Consider the following 17,528-nt stretch of genomic DNA (forward strand, 5'->3'; position numbering starts at 1 on the left):
ACGGTAGCGCGATCCGGCTCCCACCTCGCACTTCGTCCGAGAGGCGACAGATGGGGGTCACCCGTCGCGGATGACCCCCATTCGTCGCCTCTCACCAGGGAGGTTCAGCCCTCGGCGGGGTCCTCCGCGTGCGCGCGCTCGGTGTCCTGCTGGTCCTGCGTGTCACCCTCGACGGCGGTCTCGGTGTGCTGGCGGGTGTCCTCGTCGGCGAGCTCGTGGTTGCGCAGCTCCGTGCTCTGCGGATCGATGTCCGTCATGGTCGTCTCCTTGGCGGTCGTGCGGCCGACGTCGTGGGTGCCGACCGCTGATGGGGTACGTCGCATACCCGGCCCCGGCGGCCCTCATGCCGCGGATGTCTCAGGTGCGCCAGGTCTCGGCGATCGTGGCCGACCCCACGACCCGGGTGCCGTCGTAGAGCACGACGGACTGCCCGGGGGCCACGCCCCGGGTGCGCTCCTGCAGCCGGACCTGCACGTCGTCGCCGTCGACCCAGGCCCGGGCCGGCAGCTCCTCGCCATGGGCCCGCAGCTGCGCGCCGACCTCGACCTCGCCGGCGGGCGGCTCGCCGCACCACCGCGCATGGTCGCCGCGGATGGCATCGATGCCGAGCAGGTCCGCCGGGCCGATGACCACCTGGTTGCGGGGGACGTCGACGTCCACGACATACCGCGGTTGACCGTCCGCGGCCGGCCGGCCGAGGCCCAGGCCGCGTCGCTGCCCGACGGTGTAGGCGTAGGCGCCCTGGTGGCTGCCGACGACCGACCCCGTCTCGTCGACGATCTCGCCCGGCTGCTCCCCCAGCCGCCCGGCCAGCCAGCCGCGGGTGTCGCCGTCCGCGATGAAGCAGATGTCGTGCGAGTCGGGCTTCTTGGCCACCGCGAAGCCGCGGTCCGCCGCCTCCTCGCGGGTCTGCGGCTTGGTGGAGTCGCCGAGCGGAAAGAACGAGCGCGCGAGCTGGTCCGCGTCGAGCACACCGAGCACATAGCTCTGGTCCTTGGCAGGGTCGACGGCGCGGTGCAGCTCGCGCCGCACCGTCCCGTCGGCGCCGACCTCCTCAACCACCTGCGCGTAGTGCCCCGTCGCGACGCCGTCGAAGCCGAGCGCCAGGGCCTTGTCGAGCAGCGCCGCGAACTTGATCCGCTCGTTGCAGCGCAGGCAGGGGTTGGGGGTGCGGCCGGCGGCATACTCCTGCACGAAGTCCTCGACGACATCGGCCCTGAAGCGTGCGGCCATGTCCCAGACGTAGAACGGGATCCCGAGCCGGTCGGCCACCCGGCGGGCGTCGCCGGCGTCCTCGAGGGTGCAGCAGCCGCGCGCGGACTCGCGCAGCGTCGCGGCGGACGTGGACAGGGCCAGGTGGACGCCCACGACGTCGTGCCCGGCGTCGAGCATGCGGGCGGCCGCGACGGCCGAGTCCACGCCTCCGCTCATCGCGGCGACGACACGCATCAGCTCGCGACCTCCCCCGAGACCGAGAGCGACCCGGCGCGTCGGGCCCGCTCGACGGCGGCCGGCAGCGCCCCCAGCGCCCGAGCCACGTCGGCCTCGGTCGAGGTGTGGCCGAGGGTGAGCCGCAGGGCCCCACGGGCCTCGGTCTCGCTGAGCCCCATGGCGAGCAGGACGTGCGAGGGCTGCGGCACGCCGGCGTGGCAGGCCGAGCCCGTGGAGCAGAGCACGCCGGCCGCGTCCATGAGATAGAGCAACGAGTCGCCCTCGCAGCCGGGCACGAGCAGGTGGGCGTTGCCGGGCAGTCGGCGGGTCGCGTCTCCGGGCTCCCAGTCGCCCCCGACGCGGATGCCGAGACCGAGCCCCAGTGCCCCCTGCAGCAGCTGGTCGCGCAGCCCCACGAGTCGCTCGGTCTCGGGCTCCCGCTCGTGGCAGGCGATCTCGAGCGCCGTGGCCAGGCCGACGATGCCGGCGGTGTCCAGCGTGCCGGAGCGGATCTGCCGCTCCTGACCTCCGCCGTGGGTGAGCGGCGACACGGCCGCGTCGCGTCGCACGAGGAGGGCGCCCACCCCCACGGGCCCGCCGAGCTTGTGCGCGGTGAGGGACAGCAGGGTCACCCCGGACGACCCGAAGTCCACCGGCACGTGCCCCACCGCCTGCACGGCGTCGGTGTGGACGGGGATGGCGTGGGCAGCGGCCGCCTCGGCCAGCTCGCGCACCGGCTGGATCGTGCCGACCTCGTTGTTGGCCCACATGAGGCTCGCCAGAGCGACGGACGCGGGGTCCTCCTCGAGGGCCGCCCGGGCCTGGTCGAGCCGCACCCGGCCGACCTCGTCCACCTCCAGCCAGGTCACCTCGGCGTCCTCGTGGGTGACCAGGTGCTCGACGGCATCGAGCACGGCAGGGTGCTCGACCGGGCTGGCCAGGACGCGGCGTCGTCGGGCGTCCGCGGCGCGGCGTGCGCGGTAGCCGCCGACCACCGCCAGGTTGTCGGCCTCGGTCCCCCCGGAGGTGAAGACGACCTCGGACGGGCGCGCCCCCGCCGCCTCGGCGATCTGCTCGCGGCACTCCTCGACCACGCGCCGCGCGGCCCGGCCTGCCGTGTGCAGGCTGGACGGGTTGCCGACCACGGATCGGCGTGCGGCGACCGCCTCGATCACCTCGGGGCGGACGGTGGTCGTGGCGGCATGGTCGAGGTAGGCGAGGTCAGCGTGATCCGGCAGCACGCCATCGAGTCTACGGGCGTGATCGGACCGGGTGACGACGATGCAGGTCTGCGATGAGACCCACCACGCCCACGGCGTCGGCGGGATCGACCGGCACCGTGCCCCGTCCCTGCAGCGCATCGGCCAGCTCGGCGTAGAACCGCGGGTAGTCCCCCCGCTCCATCGGCACCGCCTTGTCGCCTGCGTCGGTGGTGAGCACGCTCCCCCGCCCGGCCCCGGCGAGCCCGAAGTCCGCGTCGAGCGGCGAGGCGCCCGCACCGAGGGCGCCCTCCTGCCCGTCCACGCCGTAGCAGCTCCAGGCGCCCTCGGTGCCGAGGACCCGCATCCGCGGCCCCGGGCGGCGGGCCTGGGTGCTCATGGTCAGGTGGCTCACGACGCCGGACGCGTGCCGCAGCACCACGACGGCGTCGTCGTCCGAGACGGCTCCCGCGCGGAGCGCGCGCAGCTCGGCATACGACTCCTCGACCGGGCCTGCGAGCCGGATCGCCTGGTCGATCAGGTGCGGTCCGAGGTCGTAGAGCACGCCGCCACCCTCGGCGGGGCTCGCGCCGGCCTTCCAGGCCTTGGTGACGGTGGGCTTCCAGGTCTCGAACGAGGACTCGAGACGCACCAGCGCGCCCAGCCGGCCCTCCCGCAGCAGCCGCACGGCCGTGAGGAAGTCCCCGTCCAGGCGGCGGTTGTGAAAGACGGTGAGCGGCACGCCGGTCCGGTCGCGGGTCGCGAGGAGCTCCGCTCCCTCGACGTCCGTGGTGCAGGCCGGCTTGTCGAGGACGCACGCGAGCCCGGACTCCAGGGCCCGTATGCCGAACCGCGCGTGGGTCTCGCCGGGGGTGGCCACGACCGCGAGGTCCAGGTCGTCGGCCCGCTCCCACACGGCGTCGGCGTCCGGGACGATCTCGACGTCGGCGTGGGCGGCGCGGGCGGCCTCGGCTCGCTCGGGCGACGAGGTCATGACGACGGCGACGGCATACCGGGGGTCGGCGGCCAGCAGGGGGCCGTGGAAGACGCTGCCCGCGAGACCGTGGCCGAGCAGGGCGACGCGGACGGGTCGGTCGGTGGGCAGGGGCCGCCAGGCGCGGCGGGTGTCGTCCGTCACCCGGTCAGGCTATCGACGCGCACACGATGGCGCTCACCGCCAGCATCGCCGACGCCGCGACGATCGCGCCCGGGTGCAGCGCCTGCTCGACCGCGATGGCCCGCAACGACCCCGGCGTGATGGCGTCGAGCACGAGGAAGCTCACGGCCTGCAGCGCGATCCCGAGGACACCGAACGCCAACGTCCAGGCCAGCGCCGCCCCGACGCCGGCGCTGCCGTTGGTCCAGATGGTCGTGAACGCGATCGCCCCGAGCCCGAGGAACTCGGCGCCGACGATGAGGGCGGCGTTGATGGACCGCTCGGTGTAGATGCGGGCGCCGAGCCGCCCCGGCGTGAGGAGGTCCATCGTGACGAATCCCCCGGCCAGCAGGGCGATCCCGGCGAGGCAGTAGAGGGCGGCATACAGCAGTGACTCGAGCAGCTCGCTCATCGGCCGGGTCCCCTCCGGTCGTCGTCGACCCAGGCGGCACGCTGGGCCTCGCTGGGTGATGCGGTGTCGATCAGGTGCGGCACGAAGCGCGCGTCGTCGTCGGTGATCCAGCCGTCGCTCTCCCGGATGCCGACGCCCGCGGCGCGGCCGTCCACGACCCAGCTGCCGAGCACGACCTTGTTGCCGTCGAGCTGCGGCAGCGGGCACCACTGCTGGTAGCACCAGCCCTCGGCGCCGTAGCCGCCGGGCTGCTCGTGCTCGATCCCCTCGGCGTGGACGCGGATGCTTGCGCCCTCGCGCCCGTGCAGCGGCTTGGCGACCCACTCCGTCAGGCCGTGCGGCTCGTCGAGGTACGCGGGCAGCAGCAGCTCGTGCCCCGGGTAGAGGTGCCAGAGCGCGGCGAGCAGGGCCTTGTTGGACAGCAGGACCTTCCACGGCGGCTCGAGCCAGGTGGTGCCGTACATCGGGTTGGGGCGCGGCTCGACCCACCGACCGAACGGCTCGCGGAGCATGTCCTCCCAGGGGTAGAGCTTGAAGCAGGTGCGCAGCATCTGGGCCTCGTGGCCGACGAAGTACTCCGCGGCCTCGTTGTAGCCGATCTGCCCCATCGTGATGCCCTGCGTGGCGAGCCCCGCCTGCTCGGCCGTGTCGCGCAGGTAGGTCACGGTCATCCACTCCTCGCCCGTGGCCTCCCCCTCGTGGTGGGCGAACCAGACGGGCTGGGTGAGGCGCGGCGCCAGGTCCTGCCACGCCGCGACCAGCCTCTCGTGCAGGGAGTTCCACTGGTCGCGGTCGGGGTGGGTGTCCTCGAGCCAGAACCACTGGACGACCGCGGACTCGAGCAGGCCCGTGGGCGTGTCGGCGTTGTACTCCAGCAGCTTGGGCGGCCCCTCGTCGACCCCGGCGTACCGCAGGTCGAACCGGCCGTAGAGGGACGGGGTGCCCGCGTCGAGGGAGGCCTGGGCGAGCCGCAGCGACCCCTCCGGGAGCCCGAGGGGACCCATGGCCCCGGACGCCAGGTGGCGGGCGGCCTCGAGGCACATGCCGTGCAGCTGCTCCGTGGCCTCCTCGAGCTGGTCCACCTCCGCGGCGCCGAGCTCGTAGTACGCGTTCTCGTTCCAGTACGGCCGCTCGGTGCCGTCGGGTCGGACGGTGACGGGAAAGACCAGGCCCTGGGACTCGACCGTCTCGCGCCAGCCGGTCCGGGGCTCGGAGGGGACGCGGCGCATCAGCTGCTGCCCTTGCCGCCGGACCCGCCGAAGCCGCCTCGCGAGATCGTCGTCCCCTTGCCGCCCTTGACCGACGCGGACGAGAGCGTGGAGGTGCCCTTGGGGTCGACGCCGCCGGTGACATAGCTGTGGTTGCTGGGGGCGCTGAACGACCCACCGCTCACCCGCTGCCCCACCCCCGGCACGCGCGCCCCGTCGTTGTAGTAGTACCACCGCGCGGGGCTTCCCACGAACCCCGCTCGGGTGCGGCGGCCGTCGCACTCGCTGTCGGGCAGCCGCTCGTTGGTCTGGGCGTCGACGCAGACGCCGGCGCTGGTGCGGCGCGTCTCCTGGGAGCACCCGGTGAGGGTGCTCGCCAGGACGGCCGTCATCCCGAGCACGACGACCTGGGACCGTCGCGTGGTCATGCATCTCCCCCTCTGCACCGCTGCATGTGCTGCTGCCCGCGCCCTCCCGTGGACGTCGGCACCCCGCCGGGTGGTTCCCACCCTAGAGCCCGTATGACGGGAAGGGGCCGCCCCCACGCGTGCGCGGCGACGGCCCCGGGCCCCTCCCTGCATCGATCAGCGCTTGCGGATCGCCTCGGTCGCCTGCGGCAGGACCGTGAACAGGTCGCCCACGACGCCGAAGTCGACGAGCTCGAAGATCGGCGCCTCCTCGTCCTTGTTGATCGCGACGATCGTCTTGGACGTCTGCATCCCCGCCCGGTGCTGGATGGCGCCGGAGATCCCGCACGCGACGTAGAGCTGCGGCGAGACCTGCTTGCCGGTCTGGCCGACCTGCGAGGAGTGCGGGTACCAACCGGCGTCGACGGCCGCGCGGGAAGCGCCGACGGCCGCCTTCATCGAGTCGGCGAGCTCCTCGACCTTGGAGAAGTCGCCGCCGGTGCCGCGACCGCCGGAGACGACGATCTGCGCGGTGGACAGGTCGGGTCGACCCGTCGACTGCTTGGGCTGGCTGTCGACGATGCGCGCGCCCTTGGAGGCCTCGGAGATCTCCACGGCGACGGACTCCTGGGCGGCGGCGCCCTGGACAGCCTCGGGAGCGGTCGAGCCGGGCTTGACCGTCACGAAGGTGGGGCCCTTGGTGCCGGTGGCCTGGACGGTCCAGTTGCCGGCGAAGACGGACTGTGTCGTGAGGACGCCGCCCCCGCCGGCCTGCACGTCGGTCGCGTCGGTGAGGACGCCACCCCCGCAGCGGACCGCGAGGCGACCGGCGACCTCCTTGGCGTCGGTGCCGGTCGTCATGAGCACCGCCACCGGGGACGCCTGCGTGACGACCGCGGCCAGCGCGTCGACCGTCGGGCCGACGAGGTATTGCCCGATCTGCTCGTCGTCGTTGACGTAGACCTTCTCCGCGCCGTACTTGGCGAGGACGGGCAGGGCGGTCTGGACGCCCTTGCCGAGGAAGACGGCACTCGGCTCGCCGATGCGGCGCGCCAGCGTCAGCAGCTCGGCGGATGTCTTCTTGAGCTTGCCGTCGGTGTGGTCGACCAGCACGAGAACTTCAGCCATGTCAGTGAACTCCTTTGTCGCCGTGGCCGGCTCAGATGAACTTCTTGGACGCGAGGAACTCCGCGAGCTGGCTGCCGCCCTCGCCCTCGTCCTTGACGATCGTGCCCTGCTCGCGCGGCGGGCGGGGGGTGGCCTGCTCGACCTTGGTCGCCGCGGCGTCCAGCCCCACCTGCGCCGGGTCGATGCCCAGGTCGGCGAGCGACCAGGTCTCGACGGGCTTCTTCTTGGCCGCCATGATCCCCTTGAAGGAGGGGTAGCGCGGCTCGTTGCCGGTCTGGTCGGTGACGGAGACGACGGCGGGCAGGGAGGCCTCGATGCGCTCGGTGGCGGTGTCGCTGTCGCGGCGGATCGAGACGGACGACCCCTCGACGCTCAGCTCGGACGCCAGCGTGACCTGCGGCAGGCCGAGGCGCTCGGCGACCATGGCCGGGACGACGCTCATGCCGCCGTCGGTCGAGGCCATCCCGAACATCACGAGGTCGGGCTGCCCGACCTTCTTGATGGCCTCGGCGAGGACGAGCGAGGTGGCGACCGAGTCGCTGCCGTGCAGCGCCTCGTCGTTGACGTGGACGCCCTTGTCGGCGCCCATCTGCAGGGCCTTCTTGACGGCGTCGGCGGCGGCGTCCGGGCCCATCGTGATGACGGTCAGCGTGCCCTCGCCGGCCTCGATGATCCGCAGCGCCTCCTCGACGGGGTACTCGTCGAGCTCGGACATGAGGCCGTCGACGGCCTGGCGGTCGGTGGTCCAGTCGGTGTCGTCGAAGCCGCGGTCGCCCTGGGCGTCCGGCACGTGCTTGACGCAGACAACGATGTCCATGCGTGCGGGTCCTCTTCTCTCGGTGCTCGCGGCGTGCGCCAGGACGGCGACGCCGCACGGTTGGCATTGTGCCCTGACGGGACGCTCCGGCGCAGTGGTGGCCACCACACCGCGGCGCGTCGCGCCAGGGCCTCTCCCCACCATATTACCCGCAGGTAACTTCGTCCGTGGACGATCCGGGCGAGGACGGGCGCGCCCCTCCCCTCACGAGGGAGGGCAGGGGCGCGAAGGCGCACGGCCTGGCTCAGGGCTGCTGGGAACCGCCCTGGCCGTCGACGTCCTCCTCGAAGCTCGCCTGGCCGGTGGCGATCTGGTGCCAGGTCTGCACGGCGGCGAGCACGACCGAGGTCGTCATGGGCAGCAGGACCTTGACGTCCATGCCCGGCAGCATGACGTGCTCGGCGGTCACGACGAGGGTGCCGCCCGCGAGACCGGCCTTGACGACGCTCATGCGCAGCGACAGCTCGTTGCAGGCGCGCAGCTGGGTCAGCTCGTCGGCCGGGACGTCCTCGCCGATCTGCCACTGGCCGAAGACGCGCATGATCGTGACGTCGCCCTCGATGCACCGGACGAACAGCTGCTGACCCTGCACCTTGTAGGAGACGTCGCCGTCAGCGTCGAGGTCCGCCATGAGGCCGTCGTCGTGGAGGGCGGAGAGGACCTGGCCGCGCAGGGGGTGCTCGTCGGCGGGCGGCGGGAAGCTGGGGAGGGAGGTGGGATCCGTCATACCTCCACCGTAACGGCACGGGGAGACGCGAAGCACCCCCGCCGCCCCGCGCGACCGGCCCACGTGAGGGGGCGGCAGCGGCGGCCGCCCTACACTCGGCGCCATGGCCCCGACGACCACCGACCACACCCCCGCGCTCGGCGTCACCCTGCGGGCCGATCCGCTCTCGGGGGTGGACGTGGCGGACGTCGCGGTCCACGCCGGCCACGCTGACGCCGTGGAGCTGTGCCTGTTCGACCCCGAGGACCGCACGGGCGCGTCGGAGCGACGGATCCCGCTGCGGCACAGGGCCTTCGGCACGTGGTTCGACACCATCCCCGGGGTGCGGGCGGGGCAGCGCTATGGCTACCGGGTGCACGGGCCCTGGCGGCCCTGGGAGGGGCACCGGCACAACCCCGCCAAGCTGCTGCTCGACCCCTACGCCCGGGCCGTGGAGGGCTCGGTCACCTGGCGGCCCGAGGTCTACGGCCACAGCGTCGACGCCTCGCTGCACGGAGACATCGACGTGATCGACTCCCGCGACAGCGCGCCCTACGTGCCCCGCGGGGTGGTCGTCGACGGCCGGTTCGAGTGGGAGGGCGACACCCACCCGCGCAACCCGATCTCCTCCACGGTCATCTACGAGGCCCACGTGCGGAGCCTCACCGCCCGGCTGCCCGGGGTCCCCGAGCACCTGAGGGGCACGTATGCCGGGATCGCCCACCCCGCCACCATCGCCCACCTCACGCGCATCGGCGTGACGGCCCTGGAGCTGCTGCCCGTGCACGCCTTCGAGTCCGAGCCGCAGCTCGTCCAGCGCGGCCTCGCCAACTACTGGGGATACAACACGCTCGGCTTCTTCGCCCCTCACGCGCCGTACGCCGCCGCGACCAACCCCCAGGGCGTGCTCGCCGAGCTCAAGGGGATGGTCAAGGCCCTGCACCGTGCGGGCATCGAGGTCATCCTGGACGTCGTCTACAACCACACGTGCGAGCAGAGCGTCGACGGCGCCACGCTGTCGCTGCGGGGGCTGGACGCCGCGACCTACTACCGCCTCGACGGACGCGGCCGGGACGTCGACGTCACGGGCTGCGGCAACACCCTCGACACCCGCCACATCGTGCCCCTGCGCCTGGTGCTGGACTCCCTGCGCTACTGGGTGACCGAGTGCCACGTCGACGGCTTTCGCTTCGACCTCGCCGTCGCGCTCGGGCGCGGCAAGGACGACGGCTACGACCCCGACCACCCCTTCCTCATGGCCCTGCGGTCGGACCCCGTGCTGTCCCGGACCAAGCTCATCGCCGAGCCCTGGGACATCGGCTTCAACGGGTGGCGCACGGGGCAGTTCCCGCCGCCGTTCGCCGAGTGGAACGACCGCTTCCGCGACGACGTGCGCACCTTCTGGCTCGTCGACCAGGCCCGCAGCGCCCACGGCCAGTCCGGGCACGGCGTCTCGCACCTCGCCACGCGCCTCGCCGGGTCGGAGGACCTCTTCTGCCACCACGACCGCAGCCCCGTCGCCTCGGTCAACTTCGTCGCGGCGCACGACGGCTTCACCCTGGCCGACCTGACGGCCTACGACGTCAAGCACAACGGCGCCAACGGCGAGAACAACCGCGACGGCACCGACAACAACCGGTCCTGGAACCACGGCGCCGAGGGCCCCGCCGACCCCGCCACCCAGGCGCTGCGGCACCGCTCGATGCGCAACCTGCTCGGCACCCTCTTCGTCGCCGCCGGCATCCCCATGCTGGGCTCGGGGGACGAGCTGGGGCGTTCCCAGCGCGGCAACAACAACGCGTACTGTCAGGACAACGGCGCCTCGTGGGTCGACTGGTCGCTGCAGCCCTGGCAGGAGGACCTCGTCGCGACGACGGCCTGGCTGGCGCGGCTGCGTCGCGAGCACCCGGCGCTGCGGCAGCGGCACTTCTTCGGGGTGCGTCCCGGGCACCCCGACGGGACGGCGGACCTCATGTGGTTCGGCGTCAACGGGGAGCCGATGACGGCGTCGCGCTGGGACGACCCCGGCAACGCGACCCTGCTCGCGTACGTCGACGGCGACTGCGTGGAGGACGAGTCCTTCCTCCTGTGCTTCCACGGGTCGGCGCACGACGTCACGGTGACGCTCCCCCACGTGGACGCGGTCAAGGCCTACCGCCTGATGTGGGACAGCACGTGGGAGCGCCCTGACGCCGCCGGCGAGCGCCTGGTCCCCGGCGAGGAGCGCGTCGCCGCGGGGCCGTCGATGCAGATCTTCCGCGCGATCCGCTGACCGCACCCTCGCACCCCTCGGCGGATCGCGAGCGGCCTCCGCGGATCGCGCGGGGCCGTTCACCCCAGGGCGATCCGGGCGACCACGGCCGCCGCCGGCCCGGCCTGCGCCACCTCGACCTCAGGCACCTCGCCCTGACGCAGGACGGTGACCGAGACGCGGCAGCCCCCCACCCCCCCCCACGATCGTGAGGGTCGGGGGTGGGGGTCGGCGGCGCGGCGTCCGGGCGGTCAGTCGTGCGTGGGCATCCAGATGCGCCGCAGGTAGTCCTTCATCGACCGGTCGGAGGAGAAGAACCCGCTGCGGGCGACGTTGAGGATCGCCGAGCGCGTCCAGCGCTCCTGGTCGCGATAGGCCTCGTCGACCTCGCCCTGCACGTCGATGTAGGACTGGAAGTCCGCGAGCGTCATGAACCGGTCGTTGTAGAGCAGGTCGTCCACGACCGTCGCCGCCAGGCCGCGGTCGCCGCCGGTGAAGTGCCCGGAGGCGATCAGGTCGATGGCGCTCCTGAGCTGGGGGTTGGACTCGTAGACCGCGCTGGGCACGTAGCCCTTGGCCTGCAGCGCCGCGACCTGCGGCTCATCCATCCCGAACAGGAAGAAGTTGTCGTCGCCCACGAGCTTGCGGATCTCGACGTTGGCGCCGTCGTCGGTGCCGATCGTGAGCGCCCCGTTGAGGGCGAACTTCATGTTGCCGGTGCCGGACGCCTCCTTGCCCGCGAGCGAGATCTGCTCGGACAGGTCCGCCGCGGGGATGAGCTTGTTGGCGAGGGTGACGTTGTAGTTGGCCGGGAAGGCCACCGTCAGCACACCCTTGACCCGCTCGTCCGCGTTGACCGTCGCGGCAACGGAGTTGATGAGGTAGATGATCTCCTTGGCCATGTGGTAGCCGGGGGCCGCCTTGGCGCCGAACACGAACGTGCGGGGCACGATCGCGTCCTTGGCGACCTTGCCCGAGATGATCTGCTCGTAGAGCGACACGATGTGCAGGAGCTTCAGCGTCTGGCGCTTGTACTCGTGCAGCCGCTTCACCATCACGTCGACCATGCCGTGCTCGGGCAGCTCGATGCCGTCCCGCACCGCGAGCAGCTCCCGCAGCCGCGTCTTGTTGGCCTGCTTGGCCGCGGCGAAGCGCTCCCGGAACTCCTCGTCCTCGGCGTAGGGCTCGAGGCTCTCCAGGCGCTCGAGCTTGGTCTCCCAGCCCACGCCGATGGTGTCGGTGATGAGCTGGGAGAGCGTCGGGTTGGCCAGCCGGATGAAGCGCCGCGGGGTCACGCCGTTGGTGACATTGGTGAACTTGTCCGGCCACAGCTCGGAGAAGTCCGGCAGCACCTTGTCCCGCAGCAGCTGGGAGTGCAGCTCGGCGACGCCGTTGACCTTGACCCCGGCGACGGTGGCCAGGTTGGCCATGCGGACGGCGCGCTCGGGGTGGTCCTGGATGATCGACATACGACGCACCCGCAGCTCGTCGCCGGGGAAGGTCTCGCGGACCGTCTCGAGGAACTCCTCGTTGATGCGGTAGATGATCTCGAGGTGGCGCGGCAGGAGGCGCCCGACGAGCTCGACCGGCCAGACCTCGAGGGCCTCGGGCAGCAGGGTGTGGCAGGTGTAGGCGAAGCACCGCTGGGTGACCGACCACGCCTCGTCCCACTCCATGCCGTGCTCGTCCATCAGCAGGCGCATCATCTCCGGGATGGCGATGACGGGGTGGGTGTCGTTGAGCTGGAAGATGATCCGCTCGGGCAGGCGGTGGAGGTCGAAGTCCTTCTCCAGCGTGCGGTCGATGAAGTCCTTGAGCGAGCACGCGACGAAGAAGTACTGCTGCTGCAGGCGCAGCTCGCGGCCCTGCGGGGTCGAGTCCTCGGGGTAGAGCACCTTGGAGATGTTCTCGGCGAAGGTCTGGGCGCGCACGGCCGTGGCGTAGTCGCCGGAGTTGAAGATCTGCAGGTCGAAGGCCTGGGTGGCCCGGGCGCTCCACAGGCGCAGGGTGTTGACGACGCCGTTCTGGTAGCCCGGGACCATGTAGTGGTATGGCACGCCGAGGACGTTCCACGCCGGCACCCACCGGCTGCGCGTGATCTGGTGGCCGGAGCCGTCGGCGGTCTCCTCGACGAAGGTCTCGGTGCTGCCGCCGAAGCCGACCGTCACGGCACGGTCGGGGTGCGGGAACTCCCACGGACCACCGAGCGAGAGCCACGAGTCGGGCACCTCGACCTGGCGCCCTCCCTCGAAGGTCTGCCGGAAGATGCCGTACTCGTAGCGGATGCCGTAGCCGATGCACGGGACGTCCATCGTGGCGAGGGAGTCGACGAAGCACGCGGCGAGGCGGCCCAGGCCGCCGTTGCCGAGGCCGGGCTCGACCTCCTGGGCGCGCAGCGTCCGCAGGTCCAGGCCGAGGCTCCTGAGCGCCTGGTCGGCGATCGCGCCGAGGTCGGTCGCGAGCAGCGCGTTGCCCATCTGCCGTCCGAGGAGGTACTCCGCGGACAGGTAGCCCACCATCTTGGTCGGGTGCTCACGGCGTCGCCGCGCCGTCTCCAGCCAGTCCGCCATGAGGTAGTGCCGGATCGTGCGGGCGAGCGCGAGGTACTGGTCGTTCTGCGAGGACCGCGACAGGGCCACGCCCTCGCCGAAGTTGAGCTCGCGCAAGAACTCGCGGGCGAAGCCGTCCACGGTCCGCGGCGGGCGCCCGACGGGGGCCTTGGCCAGCGGGTTGGCCGGCTCGAGCGCCGGCCCGGTCGTCGTGGTGTCGTAAGGCAGGGGGGTCTCGTCCGCCAGCCAGCTCAAGCTGGGGTCGAGCGGGGTCGCGTCCTGCGTCATGTCGCCTCCGGGGTCGTGGTCCACCCGGACGCGAAGAATCCGACGGTCCGCTGCAGCGCGGCCTGGGGCGGTCCGGGACTGCGCCCAACTCTAGTGGACGGGCCCCCTCCGGAGACCACCTTCGCCGCGCCGCGCCGTCATCCGCGAGAACGGCCCGGGAATCGCTCCGCTGGGTGATACGCCAGCCTCTCGGGTGCGAGCCGGACACACTCTTTGGGTACCGTGACGCGAGTGACCGCCCCTCGACTGTCATCAGCCCCCCAGACCCCCATCGGCCGCATCCCCGTGCTCGACGTCACCCCCAGCGTCGACGGGGGCCTCCGCCCCGCCAAGTCCGTCGTGCACGAGCCGTTCCCCGTGACCGCGCGGGTCTTCCGCGAGGGTCATGACGCCGTGAACGCCTCCGTGGCGATCACCGATCCGGACGGGCGCACGGCATACGTCCCGATGCGCTCCACCAACGTCGGCCTGAGCCTGTGGGAGGCGCAGGTGGCCGCCGACCGGGAGGGCCTGTGGTCCTTCCGGGTCGAGGGCTGGTCCGACCCGTACGGCACCTGGCACCACGACGCCGTCATCAAGGTCGAGGCCGGCGTGGACGTCGAGCTCATGCTCGAGGAGGGCGCGCTCGTCCTCGAGCGGGCCCTCGCCGAGGTGGAGCGCTCCCACGAGCAGCAGCAGGTCCTGCGGGAGGCCGTGGCCGCCCTGCGGGACACCTCCAGGCCGGTCCCCGAGCGGCTGTATGCCGGAGCGGGCGACGCGGTCGCTCGTGAGCTCACGGCCCGCCCGCTGCGCGACTTCGTGTCTCCCTCCCCCGAGCAGAGCTGGCTGGTCGAGCGTCCGCTGGCGCTGGCCGGGGCGTGGTACGAGATCTTCCCCCGCTCCGAGGGCGCCTACCAGGACGAGGACGGCACCTGGCACACCGGCACGCTGCGCACCGCGGCCGAGCGGCTCCCCGCCATCCGGGACATGGGCTTCGACGTCGTCTACCTCACCCCGGTCCACCCCATCGGCACGACCAACCGCAAGGGCCCCAACAACACCCTGACCGCGGGTCCGCTGGACCCGGGCTCCCCCTATGCCATCGGCTCCGCCGCCGGCGGGCACGACGCGATCGAGCCGTCCCTCGGGACCTTCGAGGACTTCGACGCCTTCGTGGCGCGGGCGCGCGAGCTGGGGCTGGAGGTCGCCCTCGACATCGCTCTGCAGTGCTCCCCGGACCACCCCTGGGTCACCGAGCACCCGGAGTGGTTCACGACCCGCGCGGACGGGACCATCGCGTATGCCGAGAACCCGCCCAAGAAGTACCAGGACATCTACCCGCTGAACTTCGACAACGACCCGGACGGCATCTACCAGGCCGTCCGCGACGTGATCCAGGTGTGGATCGACCACGGCGTGACGGCGTTCCGCGTGGACAACCCGCACACCAAGCCCGTGGAGTTCTGGCAATGGTTGATCAGTGATGTCGCGGCGTCACGTCCGGACATCATCTGGCTGGCCGAGGCGTTCACCAAGCCGGCCATGATGCACACGCTCGGCAAGATCGGCTTCCAGCAGAGCTACACCTACTACGCCTGGCGCAACGAGAAGTGGGAGATCGAGGAGTATGTCCGCGAGCTGGCCGGGGACGCCGCCGCGTACATGCGCCCGTCCTTCTGGCCGACCACGCACGACATCCTGACGCCCTACATGCAGTATGGCGGCCCGGCGGCCTGGAAGGTCCGGGCGGCGCTCGCGGCGACCCTGGTGCCGACCTACGGCATCTACGCGGGCTACGAGCTCATGGAGCACGTCGCCCGACCAGGCGCCGAGGAGCAGGTCGACAACGAGAAGTACCAGCTCAAGGACCGCCGCTGGGCGGACTACGCGCCCGGCGGCGCCAAGGAGGGGCAGTCGCTCGACGGCTACCTGCGCACCCTCAACCAGGTCCGCCACTGGCACCCCTCGCTGCGGCTGCTGCGCAACATCACCTTTCACCACTGCGACGACGAGAACATCATCGTGTTCTCCAAGACCGCCCGCACCCTCAGCGGTCACGACGACACCGTCATCGTGGTCGCCAACCTCGACCCGCACTCGACCCGGGAGTCCTGGGTCCACCTGGACATGCCGGCCCTCGGGCTGGGCTACGGTGATGGGTTCGTGGCGCACGACGAGATGACCCAGCAGTCCTGGCACTGGGGTCAGGACAACTTCGTCCGACTCGGTCGTGACGCCGAACCCGCCCACATCATCCACGTCCGGAGGTTCTGACAGGTGCACGGCCTCAACCTCGCCCAGCCCGGGCTCAAGCACGACCCGCGCTGGTTCCGCAAGGCTGTCTTCTACGAGGTGCTCGTTCGCGCCTTCGCCGACAGCAACGGGTCGGGCGCCGGTGACTTCACCGGCCTGCTCGGCAAGCTCGACTACCTGCAGTGGCTCGGCGTCGACTGCCTGTGGCTGCCCCCGTTCTACGCGTCGCCCCTGCGCGACGGCGGCTACGACATCGCGGACTACCGCGCCGTGCTGCCGGAGTTCGGGACGCTGCCGGAGTTCAAGGAGCTGATCTCGCAGGCCCACGCCCGCGGCATCCGGATCATCACCGACTTCGTCATGAACCACACCAGCGACCAGCACCCGTGGTTCCAGGCGAGCCGCTCCGAGCCGGACGGCCCCTACGGCGACTACTACGTCTGGTCCGACGACGACACCAGGTACTCCGACGCGCGCATCATCTTCGTCGACACCGAGGTGTCCAACTGGACCTTCGACCCGGTGCGCCGGCAGTTCTTCTGGCACCGCTTCTTCTCCCACCAGCCGGACCTCAACTTCGAGAACCCCAAGGTCCAGGAGGAGATGTTCGACATCGTCCGCTACTGGATGGACATGGGCATCGACGGGTTCCGGCTCGACGCCGTCCCCTACCTGTTCGAGGAGGACGGGCACAACGGCGAGAACCACCCGAGGACCCACGAGTTCCTGGCGCAGCTGCGGCGCATGGTGGACGAGGAGTACCCCGGGCGGATCCTGCTGGCCGAGGCCAACCAGATGCCGCACGAGGTGGTGGACTACTTCGGCACCGAGGAGGCGCCGGAGTGCCAGATGTGCTTCCACTTCCCGGTGATGCCGCGGCTGTACTACGCGCTGCGCGAGGGCAAGGCCACGCCCATCGTCAAGGTCCTCGAGGACACCCCCGAGATCCCGACTGGCACGCAGTGGGGCACCTTCTTGCGCAACCACGACGAGCTCACCCTCGAGATGGTCGACAACGAGGAGCGCGCCGCGATGTACGGCTGGTACGCCCCCGACCCCCGCATGAAGGCCAACGTCGGCATCCGGCGCCGGCTCGCGCCCCTGCTCGACAACTCGCGCGCCGAGATCGAGCTGATCAACGCCCTGGTGCTGTCCTTGCCGGGGTCGCCGTGCCTCTACTACGGCGACGAGATCGGCATGGGCGACAACATCTGGCTCAACGACCGCGACGCCGTGCGCACGCCGATGCAGTGGACGCCCGACCGCAACGCCGGCTTCTCCAGCGCCGACCCCGGCAAGCTCTACCTGCCGGTCATCCAGTCGCTCGTCTACCACCACAACAACGTCAACGTCGAGGCGGCGATGGCGTCCAGCTCCTCGCTGCTGCACTGGATGCGCGGGATGCTGCAGGTGCGGCGCCACCACCCCGTGATGGGGATGGGCACCTTCACCGTCATGCCGAGCGACAACGACGCGATCCTCGCGTTCCTGCGCGAGGTGACCCCGGACGAGGCCGACGAGGACACCCCCGCCGAGACCGTCCTGTGCGTCAACAACCTCTCGCCGCGCCCCCAGGGCACCCGGGTCCAGCTCCCCAGCGAGTATGCCGACGCCCAGGTCCAGGACCTGTTCGGCGGCAGCGGTTTCGTCCCCGTCGACGAGCAGGCACGCTTCACGGTGACCATGGGCTCGCGAGACTTCTTCTGGCTCAAGTTGGTCCGCAGGACCGGGAACGAGGACTGAC

14 protein-coding genes are annotated in these 17,528 nt (G+C 71.6%); 3 read left to right on the forward strand and 11 right to left on the reverse strand.

Annotated features, from left to right (window positions below; translation table 11 throughout):
• Nucleotides 1-104: 104 nt before the first annotated feature.
• The 10 genes from GGG17_RS09580 to GGG17_RS09625 all read right to left on the reverse strand — a co-directional run bounded on the left by GGG17_RS09580 (nt 105) and on the right by GGG17_RS09625 (nt 8,485).
• A complete protein-coding gene (locus GGG17_RS09580; protein ID WP_154593480.1) occupies nt 105-257 on the reverse strand; it encodes a hypothetical protein in 153 nt (50 codons plus the stop codon).
• Nucleotides 258-357: 100 nt separating this feature from the next.
• Complete coding sequence (gene mnmA / locus GGG17_RS09585; RefSeq protein WP_154593481.1) at nt 358-1,449, reverse strand: tRNA 2-thiouridine(34) synthase MnmA; 1,092 nt, start codon at nt 1,447-1,449, stop codon at nt 358-360.
• Nucleotides 1,449-2,672: a cysteine desulfurase family protein gene (locus GGG17_RS09590; protein WP_311966569.1), complete on the reverse strand. Its 1,224-nt coding sequence runs from the start codon at nt 2,670-2,672 to the stop codon at nt 1,449-1,451. Before GGG17_RS09590 ends, mnmA begins: the two co-directional genes overlap by 1 nt.
• Before the next feature lie 10 nt (nt 2,673-2,682).
• Nucleotides 2,683-3,768, reverse strand: a complete 1,086-nt coding sequence (locus tag GGG17_RS09595; RefSeq protein WP_311966570.1) for a Gfo/Idh/MocA family protein — start codon at nt 3,766-3,768, stop codon at nt 2,683-2,685.
• A 4-nt stretch (nt 3,769-3,772) separates the two neighbouring features.
• Nucleotides 3,773-4,198 (reverse strand): DUF350 domain-containing protein, encoded by a 426-nt coding sequence (locus GGG17_RS09600; RefSeq protein WP_230082853.1) that lies wholly within the window; start codon nt 4,196-4,198, stop codon nt 3,773-3,775.
• Nucleotides 4,195-5,427: a glutathionylspermidine synthase family protein gene (locus GGG17_RS09605; RefSeq protein ID WP_154593483.1), complete on the reverse strand. Its 1,233-nt coding sequence runs from the start codon at nt 5,425-5,427 to the stop codon at nt 4,195-4,197. Before GGG17_RS09605 ends, GGG17_RS09600 begins: the two co-directional genes overlap by 4 nt.
• The gene (locus GGG17_RS09610; protein ID WP_154593484.1) at nt 5,427-5,834 is read right to left on the reverse strand and encodes a tRNA-dihydrouridine synthase; all 408 of its coding nucleotides are present in this window, start codon (nt 5,832-5,834) and stop codon (nt 5,427-5,429) included. Before GGG17_RS09610 ends, GGG17_RS09605 begins: the two co-directional genes overlap by 1 nt.
• Nucleotides 5,835-5,990: 156 nt before the next feature.
• Nucleotides 5,991-6,941 (reverse strand): electron transfer flavoprotein subunit alpha/FixB family protein, encoded by a 951-nt coding sequence (locus tag GGG17_RS09615; RefSeq protein WP_154593485.1) that lies wholly within the window; start codon nt 6,939-6,941, stop codon nt 5,991-5,993.
• Between the two features lie 31 nt (nt 6,942-6,972).
• Nucleotides 6,973-7,758 carry an electron transfer flavoprotein subunit beta/FixA family protein gene (locus GGG17_RS09620; RefSeq protein ID WP_154593486.1) on the reverse strand — a complete coding sequence of 262 codons (786 nt, stop codon included), beginning with the start codon at nt 7,756-7,758 and terminating at the stop codon, nt 6,973-6,975.
• Between the two features lie 244 nt (nt 7,759-8,002).
• Nucleotides 8,003-8,485 (reverse strand): hypothetical protein, encoded by a 483-nt coding sequence (locus GGG17_RS09625; RefSeq protein WP_154593487.1) that lies wholly within the window; start codon nt 8,483-8,485, stop codon nt 8,003-8,005.
• A gap of 103 nt (nt 8,486-8,588) precedes the next feature.
• Between GGG17_RS09625 and glgX the strand changes: the two genes are divergently transcribed.
• Nucleotides 8,589-10,736: a glycogen debranching protein GlgX gene (glgX, locus tag GGG17_RS09630; protein WP_154593488.1), complete on the forward strand. Its 2,148-nt coding sequence runs from the start codon at nt 8,589-8,591 to the stop codon at nt 10,734-10,736.
• 230 nt (nt 10,737-10,966) lie between these two features.
• Here the strand turns inward: glgX and GGG17_RS09635 are convergent, their stop codons facing one another.
• Nucleotides 10,967-13,552 (reverse strand): glycogen/starch/alpha-glucan phosphorylase, encoded by a 2,586-nt coding sequence (locus GGG17_RS09635; protein ID WP_154593489.1) that lies wholly within the window; start codon nt 13,550-13,552, stop codon nt 10,967-10,969.
• A gap of 231 nt (nt 13,553-13,783) precedes the next feature.
• Between GGG17_RS09635 and GGG17_RS09640 the strand changes: the two genes are divergently transcribed.
• Nucleotides 13,784-15,805 carry an alpha-1,4-glucan--maltose-1-phosphate maltosyltransferase gene (locus tag GGG17_RS09640; protein ID WP_311966571.1) on the forward strand — a complete coding sequence of 674 codons (2,022 nt, stop codon included), beginning with the start codon at nt 13,784-13,786 and terminating at the stop codon, nt 15,803-15,805.
• Nucleotides 15,806-15,808: 3 nt separating this feature from the next.
• Complete coding sequence (treS, locus tag GGG17_RS09645; protein ID WP_311966572.1) at nt 15,809-17,527, forward strand: maltose alpha-D-glucosyltransferase; 1,719 nt, start codon at nt 15,809-15,811, stop codon at nt 17,525-17,527.
• Nucleotide 17,528 lies beyond the last annotated feature (1 nt).

This window comes from Arsenicicoccus cauae, from assembly GCF_009707125.1.
GTDB classification, from domain to species: Bacteria; Actinomycetota; Actinomycetes; order Actinomycetales; family Dermatophilaceae; genus Arsenicicoccus; species Arsenicicoccus cauae.

Excerpts from the sequence above, each read along its gene's own strand:
- GGG17_RS09635 (WP_154593489.1), bottom strand. The coding sequence starts at position 13,552 with ATGACGCAGGACGCGACCCCGCTCGACCCCAGCTTGAGCTGGCTGGCG.
- GGG17_RS09600 (WP_230082853.1), bottom strand. The coding sequence starts at position 4,198 with ATGAGCGAGCTGCTCGAGTCACTGCTGTATGCCGCCCTCTACTGCCTC.
- mnmA (WP_154593481.1), bottom strand. The coding sequence starts at position 1,449 with ATGCGTGTCGTCGCCGCGATGAGCGGAGGCGTGGACTCGGCCGTCGCG.
- GGG17_RS09620 (WP_154593486.1), bottom strand. The coding sequence starts at position 7,758 with ATGGACATCGTTGTCTGCGTCAAGCACGTGCCGGACGCCCAGGGCGAC.
- GGG17_RS09615 (WP_154593485.1), bottom strand. The coding sequence starts at position 6,941 with ATGGCTGAAGTTCTCGTGCTGGTCGACCACACCGACGGCAAGCTCAAG.
- GGG17_RS09610 (WP_154593484.1), bottom strand. The coding sequence starts at position 5,834 with ATGACCACGCGACGGTCCCAGGTCGTCGTGCTCGGGATGACGGCCGTC.
- GGG17_RS09580 (WP_154593480.1), bottom strand. The coding sequence starts at position 257 with ATGACGGACATCGATCCGCAGAGCACGGAGCTGCGCAACCACGAGCTC.
- GGG17_RS09605 (WP_154593483.1), bottom strand. The coding sequence starts at position 5,427 with ATGCGCCGCGTCCCCTCCGAGCCCCGGACCGGCTGGCGCGAGACGGTC.
- glgX (WP_154593488.1), top strand. The coding sequence starts at position 8,589 with ATGGCCCCGACGACCACCGACCACACCCCCGCGCTCGGCGTCACCCTG.
- GGG17_RS09625 (WP_154593487.1), bottom strand. The coding sequence starts at position 8,485 with ATGACGGATCCCACCTCCCTCCCCAGCTTCCCGCCGCCCGCCGACGAG.